Genomic DNA, 9,884 nt, shown 5'->3' on the forward strand with positions numbered 1-9,884 from the left:
GGGCGAGGCAGGATGGAGGGCGTGGCGGACGAGGTGACCCGGGGCGCGGCCCTGGCGGGGTTCGGCGCGGCGACCCGGGAGTGGTTCACCGCGGCCTTCGCGGCGCCCACCGCCGCCCAGGAAGGCGCCTGGCGGTCGGTCGCCGCCGGCCGCAACGCGCTGGTCGTCGCCCCGACCGGCTCCGGCAAGACCCTCGCGGCGTTCCTCTGGTCGCTCGACCGGCTGGCCAAGGAGCCACCGCCCGCCGAGGCGCGGCAGCGCTGCCGGGTCCTCTACGTCAGCCCGCTCAAGGCGCTCGCCGTCGACGTCGAGCGGAATCTGCGCGCCCCGCTCACCGGCATCCGGCAGGCCGCCACCCGGCTCGGCCTCACCCCGCCCGACATCACCGTGGGCATGCGCACCGGCGACACCCCCGCCGACGAGCGGCGGGCCTTCGCCCGGACCCCGCCGGACATCCTCATCACCACGCCCGAGTCGCTGTTCCTGCTGCTCACCTCCGCCGCCCGCGACTCGCTGCGCGGGGTCCGCACGGTGATCGTCGACGAGGTGCACGCGGTCGCCGGCACGAAGCGCGGCGCCCACCTGGCGCTCTCCCTGGAACGCCTCGACGCGCTGCTGGAGACCCCGGCGCAGCGGATCGGGCTCTCCGCCACCGTCCGGCCGATCGACGTCTGCGCCCGGTTCCTCGGCGGCGCCCGCCCGGTCGACGTGGTGCAGCCGCCCACCAGCAAGACCATCGAGGTCAGCGTCCAGGTCCCGGTCGAGGACATGACCCGCCTCGACGAGCAGGAGCCGCCGGAGGACGCGCTGGGCGGAGTCGGGCCGCGGCGGGCATCGATCTGGCCCGCCGTCGAGGAGCGGGTCTTCGCGTTGATCCGGTCGCACCGGTCGACCATCGTGTTCACCAACTCGAGGCGCAGCGCCGAGCGGCTCTGCGCCCGGCTCAACGAGCTGGCCGCCGAGGAGCTGGAGGCGGCGACCGCCCCGGACGGCGGTCCCGTGGCCCGGGGCGGGGAGCCGGTGCGCGTATCCGAGCTGCTGCCCGGGGGCGGCGGCCGGGCGGACGACGGTCCTGGGGACGGTCCCGGCCCGGCGGCCGGCGCTGTCGGTCCGGAGGGTGGCGTCGGCCCGGCGCGGCGGCGCGGCGCCGAGGCGTTCGGCGGGCCGGTCGGGCCGCTGCGCGCGCCCCGGCAACCGGCCGAGGTGATGGCGCAGTCCGGGGCGGCGGCCGGGGCGCCACCGGTGATCGCCCGCGCCCACCACGGCAGCGTCTCCCGGGAGGAGCGCAAGCACATCGAGGAGGCGCTCAAGTCCGGGCAGCTCCCGGCCGTGGTCGCCACCTCCAGCCTGGAGCTGGGCATCGACATGGGCGCGGTCGACCTGGTCGTGCAGATCGAGGCCCCGCCGAGCGTCGCGGCCGGCCTGCAGCGCGTCGGCCGGGCCGGGCACCAGGTCGGCGCGGTCTCCCGGGGCGTGGTCTTCCCGAAGCACCGCGGCGACCTGCTCTCCTGCACGGTGGTCGCCGAGCGGATGGGCGCGGGCGCGATCGAGGAGCTGCACTACCCGCGCAACCCGCTCGACGTGCTGGCCCAGCAGATCGTGGCGATGGTGGCCCTGGAGCCGTGGCGCCTGGGCGACCTGGCCGTGCTGGTCCGCCGGGCCGCGCCCTTCGCCGAGCTGCCCGACTCGGCGCTGCACGCGGTGCTCGACATGCTGTCCGGGCGCTACCCGTCGACGGCCTTCGCCGAGTTGCGCCCCCGACTGGTCTGGGACCGGGCCGCCGACGTGCTCACCGGCCGGCCCGGCGCTCAGCGGCTCGCCGTCACCAGCGGCGGCACCATCCCCGACCGGGGGCTGTTCGGGGTCTTCCTGGCCGGCGCCGAGCGGGCCGCCCGCGTGGGCGAGCTGGACGAGGAGATGGTCTACGAGTCCCGGGTCGGCGACGTGTTCCTGCTCGGCTCGTCGTCCTGGCGGATCGAGGACATCACCCCCGACCGGGTGCTGGTCTCACCCGCGCCCGGGCAGGCCGCCCGGATGCCGTTCTGGAAGGGCGACCAGCTCGGCCGCCCGGTCGAGCTGGGCCGGGCCATCGGCGCGCGGGTCCGGGCGCTGCTGCGGCAGTCCGACACCGACGCGGTGGCCGCGCTGCGTGCCGGCGGGCTGGACGACTGGGCCGCCGGCAACCTGCTGGCCTACCTGCGCGAGCAGAAGGAGGCCACCCGGTCGTTGCCGGACGACCGCACGGTCGTGGTCGAGCGGTTCCGCGACGAGCTGGGCGACTGGCGGCTCGCCGTGCACTCGGTGCTCGGCGCCCGGGTCAACGGCCCGTGGGCGCTGGCCATCGGCCGCCGGCTGGCCGAGCGCTACGGGGTGGACGCCCAGGTGATGCCCTCCGACGACGGGATCGTGGTCCGCCTGCCGGACACGGCCGAGGAGCCGCCCGGCGCCGACGTGGTGGTGTTCGACCCCGAGGAGATCGCCCAGCTGGTCGAGGAGTCCGTCGGCACGTCGGCGCTGTTCGCCTCCCGGTTCCGCGAGTGCGCGGCCCGGGCCCTGCTGCTGCCCCGCCGCGACCCGCGCCGCCGGCAGCCGCTCTGGCAGCAGCGCCAGCGCGCCGCCCAGCTGCTCGACGTGGCGCGCGAGTACGCCGACTTCCCGGTCACCCTCGAGGCCGCCCGGGAGTGCCTCCAGGACGTCTTCGACCAGCCGGCGCTGGCCCAGCTGATGCGCGACCTGGGCGCCCGCAAGGTCCGGCTCGTCGAGGTGGAGTCCGAGCGCCCGTCGCCGTTCGCCCGCTCCCTGCTCTTCGGCTACGTGGGCGCGTTCCTCTACGAGGGCGACGCGCCGCTGGCCGAGCGGCGGGCCGCCGCCCTGGCCCTCGACTCCGGGCTCCTCGGCGAGCTGCTCGGCCGGGTCGACCTGCGGGAGCTGCTCGACCCGGCGGTGCTGGCCGAGACCGAGCGGCAACTGCGCTGGCGCACCGAGCAGCGCCGCGCCCGCGACGCCGAGGACGTGGTCGAGCTGCTCCGGGTGGTCGGCGACCTGAGCGAGGCCGAGCTGGCCGAGCGGGGCGTACCGGCGGGGTGGCTGGGCGAGCTGGAGGCGGCCCGCCGGGTGCTGCGCGTCCGGATCGCGGGCGAGGACCGCTGGGTGGTCGTCGAGGACGCCGCCCGCCTGCGGGACGCTCTCGGCGTGGCGCTGCCCGTCGGGGTGGCCGAGGCGTACCTGGAGCCGGTGGCCGACCCGCTCGGTGACCTGGTCGCCCGCTACGCCCGCACCCACGGCCCGTTCGCGGCGGCCACCTGTGCCGCCCGCTTCGGGCTCGGGGTGTTCGTCGTCGAGCAGGCGCTGCGCCGGCTCGCCGCCACCGGGCGGGTGGTCTCCGGCGAGTTCGCCCCGGACAGCGTCGGCACCCAGTGGTGCGACGCCGAGGTGCTGCGGCTGCTGCGCCGCCGGTCGCTCGCCGCGCTGCGCCGGGAGATCGAGCCGGTGCCGCCCCGGGCGCTCGCCGCGTTCCTGCCCCGCTGGCAGCAGGTCGGCTCCTCGGCCCGGGGCGTCGAGGCGGTCGCCGCCACCGTCGAGCAGTTGCAGGGCGCGGCCGTGCCGGCGTCCGCGCTGGAACGTCTCGTGCTGCCCGCCCGCATCGCCGACTACTCCCCCGCCCAGCTCGACGAGCTCTGCGCCAGCGGGGAGGTGGTCTGGGCCGGGTCCGGGGCGATCTCCGGCGGCGACGGCTGGGTCACCCTCGCGTACGCGGACGTCGCGCCGCTGCTGCTGCCCCCGCCGGACGAGGCGCTGGCCGTCACCCCGCTGCACGAGGCCGTGCTCGACGCGCTCGCCGACGGGCAGGCGCTGTTCTTCCGCTCCCTGTCCGACCGGATCGGCGCCACCGACGACACCGCCCTGGCGGCCGCGGTGTGGGACCTGGTCTGGGCCGGTCACCTCACCAACGACACCCTGGCCCCGCTCCGGGCGGCGCTCGGCGGCGGCGGGGCGCACCGCAGCCGGCCGGCCGCCCCGCGCACCCGCTACCGCCGCCCCGGCCGGGTGGCGCTGCCCAGCCGTGGCGGCCCGCCCACCGTGGCCGGCCGCTGGTCCCGGCTGCCCGAGCGCGACCTCGACCCCACCCGGCGGGCCGCGGCCCTCGCCGACCTGCTGCTCGAACGGCACGGCGTGGTCACCCGGGGCGCGGTCATGGCCGAGCAGGTGACCGGCGGGTTCGCGGCGGTCTACCCGGTGCTCTCCGCGCTGGAGGAACGCGGGGCGGCCCGGCGCGGCTACTTCGTCGAGGGGCTGGGCGCGGCCCAGTTCGCCGTGCCCGGTGCGGTCGACCGGATCCGCGCCCTCGCCGACCCGGCCGACGACCGCCGGGGCCGGGGCGGCCCCACCGTGGTGCTCGCCGCCACCGACCCGGCCAACCCCTACGGCGCGGCCCTGCCCTGGCCCGACCGGGTGGTCGACTCCGGCGACGGCGCGACCCCGGCCACCGGGCACCGGGCCGGGCGGAAGGCCGGCGCGCTGGTCGTGCTGGTCGGCGGCGACCTGGTGCTCTACGTCGAGCGGGGCGGGCGCACCATCCTCTCCTTCACCGACGACACCGACGCGCTGGCCGCGGCCGGCAAGGCCCTCGCCGACGCGGTGCACTCCGGGGCGCTCGGCGCCATCTCGGTGGAACGCGCCGACGGCGAGGCCGTGCACTCCTCGCCGCTGCGCGACGCGCTCACCGCGGCCGGCTTCCGCGCCACCCCCCGCGGCCTCCGCCTCCGCGGCTGACCGCTCCCCTGGGCGAACGCCGAAACGGGTCAGAGATCTTGGACGGAAACGGCCGCCATGAGGGCCGTCTGGTACCAAGATCTTGTCGGCGCTCCGGCGGCTCGCTCGCTAGGGTGTGCTCCGCACACGCCGAGGGGGACGACATGACCTCGATCCAGGTACGACCCGCCGGGCCGGGCGACCACGCCGACCTCGCGGCCCTGCACGAGCGGGAGTGGGGCGGCCCGCACGTGGTGGTCCACGACACCCGCTACGACCTGCGGGAACTACCCGCCCTGGTGGCCGTGGACGGCGCGGGCGGGTTCGCCGGGGCGCTGGTGCACCGGCTCGCCGGCGGCGGGCTGGAGGTGGTCAGCCTCGCCGCGACGACCCTCGGCAACGGCGCCGGCAGCGCCCTCCTGGCCGCCGCCGAGGCGGTCGCCACGGCCGCCGGTGCGGACCGGCTCTGGCTGGTCACCACCAACGACAACCTCCGGGCGCTGCGCTTCTACCAGCGCCGGGGGCTGCGGATCGTGGCGGTGGACGCGGGCGCGGTGGACCGGGCCCGGGCCGTCAAGCCGACGATCCCGTACCTGGGCGAGGACGACATCCCGCTCCACGACGAGCTGCGGCTGGAACGGCGGCTCCCGGCGCCGGCGGCCGGGTCGTGACGGGCCGCGACGGAGGGCCCGCCGGCGGCCCCTGGATCTCGCTGACCACCGACTACGGGCTGGCCGACGGCTTCGTGGCGGCCTGCCACGGGGTGCTCGCCCGGCTCGCCCCGGCCGCCCGGGTGATCGACGTGACCCACCTGGTGCCGCCGGCCGACGTACGCCGGGGCGCGGCCGTGCTCGCCCAGGCCGTGCCGTACCTGCCGGTGGGGGTGCACGTGGCGGTGGTCGACCCGGGCGTGGGCACGGCACGGCGCGGTGTCGCCCTGGCCACTCCGGGCGGGCTGCTGGTCGGTCCGGACAACGGGCTGCTGCTGGATGCCGCCGAGGCCCTCGGCGGGATCACCGGTGCGGTCGAGCTGACCAGTCCGGCCTGGCTCGCCCCGACGGTCTCCCGCACCTTCCACGGGCGGGACGTGTTCGCGCCGGTCGCCGCGCGGCTGGCGCTCGGCGCCCCGCTGGCGGAGGCGGGCCCGGCCGTGGACCCGGCGACACTGGTCCGGCTGCCGGCGCCGCTGGTCCGCGCCGACGACGCGGGCTTCACCGCCGAGGTGCTGACCGTCGACCACTTCGGCAACGTCCAGCTCGCCGCCCCCGGCGCGCTGCTGGCCGGGCTGCCGGAGCGGGTGCGGGTGGCCGGGCGGGTGGCGGTGCGCGGGCGCACCTTCGGCGACGCCCCGGCCGGCGGGCTGGTCGCGTACGTGGACTCGGCCGGGCTGGTGGCGCTGGCGGTCAACACCGGCCGCGCGGTCGACCTGCTCGGCGTGCGCCCCGGCGAGGTGGTGACGGTCACCGGCGACGTGGTGCCGGTCACCGGCGACTGACCCGGCCCACCCTGCGGATCCGGCCGGGCGAGGGAGGATGGAGGGGTGCCCGAAGGCGACACCGTCTGGAACACCGCCCGCGTCCTCCAGCGCGCCCTGGCCGGCGCCCGGCTCACCGGCTCGGACTTCCGCGTGCCGCAGCTCGCCGCGACCGACCTGACCGGCTGGACCGTGCGCGAGTCGGCCAGCCGGGGCAAGCACCTGCTGCTCCGCCTCACCGCACCGCCCGCCGCCGCCGCGCGGGCCACCGCCACCCCGTCCGACGCCGGCACCCCGACCGACGCCGGCACCCCCGCGCCGACCAGCGGCGCCGGCGACGGGGGCGGGCGGGACTGGACCCTGCACTCGCACCTGCGGATGGACGGCGCCTGGCGGGCGTACGCGCCGGGCGAGCGGTGGGCGGCCCGCCCGGCGCACCTGATCCGGGTGGTGCTCCGCTCCCCCGGCGCGGTCGCGGTCGGCTACCACCTGCACGAGCTGGCCCTGATCCCGACCGCCGAGGAGGAGACGCTGGTCGGCCACCTCGGCCCGGACCTGCTCGGCCCCGACTGGGATCCGGAGGAGGCGGTGCGCCGGCTGTCCGCCCACCCGGACGAGACGATCGGCGAGGCGCTGCTGGACCAGCGCAACCTGGCCGGGGTGGGCAACCTCTACAAGTGCGAGGTGCTGTTCCTGCGCGGGGTCAACCCGTGGACGCCGGTCCGCGCGGTGCCCGACCTGCCGGGCACGGTCACGCTCGCGCAGCGGCTGCTCGCCGCCAACCGGGGCCGCTGGGCGCAGAGCACCACCGGGTCGCTGCACCGCGGCCAGACCAGCTACGTCTACGGCCGGCGGGCCCAGCCGTGCCGGCGCTGCGGCACCGCCATCCGCAAGGAGGAGTTGGGCGAGCGGGTCACGTACTGGTGCCCGGCCTGCCAACCGGACCGATGAGCGGGACGGCGCGTGGAACTTCCACGAACCACCCAAGATCGCCCGAGATAGGGACGATTGGGTAGTTCCCCGCCGCACCTTCGGCGTCGCATGCTGCGGTGGAGTGCTCACCGATCGTCAGCAGCGCGTACGCCCGCCACGTCGGGGTGACGGCAGGCGCGCCCCGACCCCGGGGAGAGCCATGGTGCTGTTCCGCAGACTCCGGCCGGGATGGACGGACCGCTTCGCCCGGACCGCCGAGGACCACGCGCCGACGGTGCCCGCCGCCCGCGCCGCCGAGGAGGAGACCGGCCCCACGCCGGCCAGCCTCGATCCGGCCGCCGTGCCGCGCCTGTTCGGCCCGGTGCCGAACTTCGCCGCCAGCCCGCTGCCCGTGCTCGACCGGGACGGCCGGCCGCTGCCCGGCACCGGCATCCGCAAGTTCGTCGACCCGCTGCCGGTGCCCGGCCCGCTGGCCACCGCCGGGCTCGGCGCCCGCCTGCCCGTCGCGGTCCCCGACACGATCACGTGGCCGGGCTGCGACTACTACGAGATCGGCCTCCAGGAGTACGCGCAGCGCCTGCACCGTGACCTGCCGGCCACCCGGCTGCGCGGCTACCGCCAGCTCAACCTGGGTACCGACGCGGCCGGCCACAACACGGTGGTCCCGCCCGACCGGCCGTGGCACCTCGGCCCGATGATCGTCGCCCGGCGTGGCCGGCCGGTGCGGATCAAGTTCATCAACCAGCTGCCCACCGGCCGGGCCGGCGAACTGTTCCTGCCGGTCGACGAGACGGTCGACGGGGCCGGGACCGGCCCGCTGGACGGCCCCGCGCCGTACCCGCAGAACCGGGCGGTGCCGCACCTGGCCGGGGCGCAGACGGCGTGGATCAGCGCCGGCAACCCGTGGCAGTGGGTCACCCCGGCCGGCGAGATCACCCCGTACCCGACCGGGGTGGGGGTGACCCCGGTGCCGGACATGCCGCCGCCCGGCGCGGGCGCCACCACGCTCTACTTCCCCAACGAGCAGAGCGGCCGGCTCATGTGGCTGCACGACAACACCCTCGGCCTGTCCCGGCTCACCGTCTACTCGGGGCAGCTCGCGCTCTACCTGCTGACCGACCCGGCCGAGGAGCGGCTGGTCGACGACGGGGTGCTTCCCGCCGACCAGCTGCCCCTGGTGATCGAGGACAAGACCTTCGTGCCGGACGACGCCCAGCTCGCCGCCCAGGATCCGACGTGGGACCGGGACCGCTGGGGCGCGAAGGGCAGCCTCTGGCACCCGCACGTCTACCAGCCGCGGCAGAACCCGTACCGGAGCAGCGGCGGGAACCCGACCGGCCGCTGGGACTACGGCCCGTGGACGCACGACCCGGACGGCGGGGCCAGCCCCTGGGTCGCCCCGGTGCCGAACCCGCACCACGACCCGGTCGCCGAGCCGGACGAGCCGCCCCTCGCGCCGGGCGTGCCGCACCCGTCCGCGGTGCCCGAGGCGTACGGGGACACCCCCCTGGTCAACGGGGTCGCCTACCCGTACCTGGAAGTCGCGCCGCGGGCGTACCGGTTCCGGATCCTCAACGCCTGCCCGGACCGCACGCTCAACCTCCAGCTCTACCGGGCCCGCTCGGACCAGCCGATGTGGACCGAGGCCGGCGCGCCGGGCGACCCGCGCGCCGGCGAGGTGCCGATGGTCGACGCGGTCCGGGCGGCCGGGCGGCCGGCGCACTGGCCGCTCGACGGGCGCGAGGGCGGGGTGCCCGATCCGGCCGCCGCCGGCCCGGAGCTGATCCAGGTCGGCAACGAGGGTGGCCTGCTGCCCGCCCCCGTGGTGCTGGCCCACCGCCCGATCGGCTACCGGTACGACCGCCAGGACCCCACCGCGCTCAACGTGGACGGGCACACCCTGCTGCTCGCCCCCGGCGAGCGGGCCGATGTGGTGGTCGACTTCGCGACCGTACCGCCGGGCACCACCCTGATCCTCTACAACGACTGCCCGGCGCCGCTGCCCCGGTTCGACCCGCGCTACGACCACCACGCCGGCGCGCCGGACCGCACCGCCGCCGGTGGCCTGCCCGCGGCCCGCCCCGGCTACGGCCCGAACACCCGCACCCTGCTCCAGATCCGGGTGACCGGCACTCCGGCCGAGCCGTACGACCGGGACCGGCTGGCCGCCCGGCTGCCCGGCGCGTACGCGGAGAGCCAGCGACCGCCGATCGTGCCGCAGCCGGCCTACGACGCGGCCTTCGGCACCCGCACGCCCGGCGCCACGCTGGTGCCCGTGCGTGCCACCTCGGTGACCTTCACCCCGGCCGGCGCGGCCGCCCCGGTCACGCTGCCGCTGGCCGTGAAGTCGGTCGGGCAGGTCTTCGAGCCCCGGCACGGGCGGGCCGTGGGGCGGCTCGGGGTCGCCCACCCGAACGCCGGGCACCGTACCCCGGCCACCCTGCCGCTCGGCCCGGCCGACCCGGCCACCGAGGTGCTGTACGCGACCGACCCGACCGTGCCGGTGGGCGGGCCGGCCGACGGCACCCAGCTGTGGCGGATCGTCGGCGACGCGCCCCGCACCCACCCGGTGCACGTCGAGGGCTGCGACGTGCAGCTGGTCAACCGGGTCGGCTGGGACGGCACGGTCCGCCCGCCGGACGCCAACGAGCTGGGTTGGAAGGACACCGTGCGGGTCAACCCGCGCGAGGACGTCATCGTGGCCCTGCGCCCGGGGGGGGGGGCG

The 9,884-nt window shown here is 77.5% G+C and carries 5 protein-coding genes; all 5 read left to right on the forward strand.

Features of this window, described 5'->3' with window-relative positions; all coding sequences use genetic code 11:
• Positions 1-21 precede the first annotated feature (21 nt).
• Entirely contained in the window at positions 22-4,773 is a 4,752-nt protein-coding gene (locus NFX44_RS17295) for a DEAD/DEAH box helicase (RefSeq protein ID WP_262284571.1), read from the forward strand.
• A 143-nt stretch (positions 4,774-4,916) separates the two neighbouring features.
• Positions 4,917-5,423: a GNAT family N-acetyltransferase gene (locus tag NFX44_RS17300; protein ID WP_262284572.1), complete on the forward strand. Its 507-nt coding sequence runs from the start codon at positions 4,917-4,919 to the stop codon at positions 5,421-5,423.
• On the forward strand, positions 5,420-6,247 hold the full coding sequence (locus NFX44_RS17305) for an S-adenosyl-l-methionine hydroxide adenosyltransferase family protein (RefSeq protein WP_262284573.1): 828 nt from the start codon (positions 5,420-5,422) through the stop codon (positions 6,245-6,247). Before NFX44_RS17300 ends, NFX44_RS17305 begins: the two co-directional genes overlap by 4 nt.
• A gap of 45 nt (positions 6,248-6,292) precedes the next feature.
• A complete protein-coding gene (locus NFX44_RS17310) occupies positions 6,293-7,177 on the forward strand; it encodes a zinc finger domain-containing protein (protein ID WP_262284574.1) in 885 nt (294 codons plus the stop codon).
• A 181-nt stretch (positions 7,178-7,358) separates the two neighbouring features.
• The coding region (locus NFX44_RS17315) for a multicopper oxidase domain-containing protein (protein ID WP_262284575.1) at positions 7,359-9,884 on the forward strand (2,526 nt) is incomplete at its 3' end.

The sequence above is a fragment of the Micromonospora sp. MA102 genome (assembly GCF_025460765.1).
Lineage (GTDB): Bacteria > Actinomycetota > Actinomycetes > Mycobacteriales > Micromonosporaceae > Micromonospora > Micromonospora halotolerans.

Coding starts and splice junctions, on each gene's coding strand:
- NFX44_RS17300 (WP_262284572.1), top strand. CDS start 4,917: ATGACCTCGATCCAGGTACGACCCGCCGGGCCGGGCGACCACGCCGAC.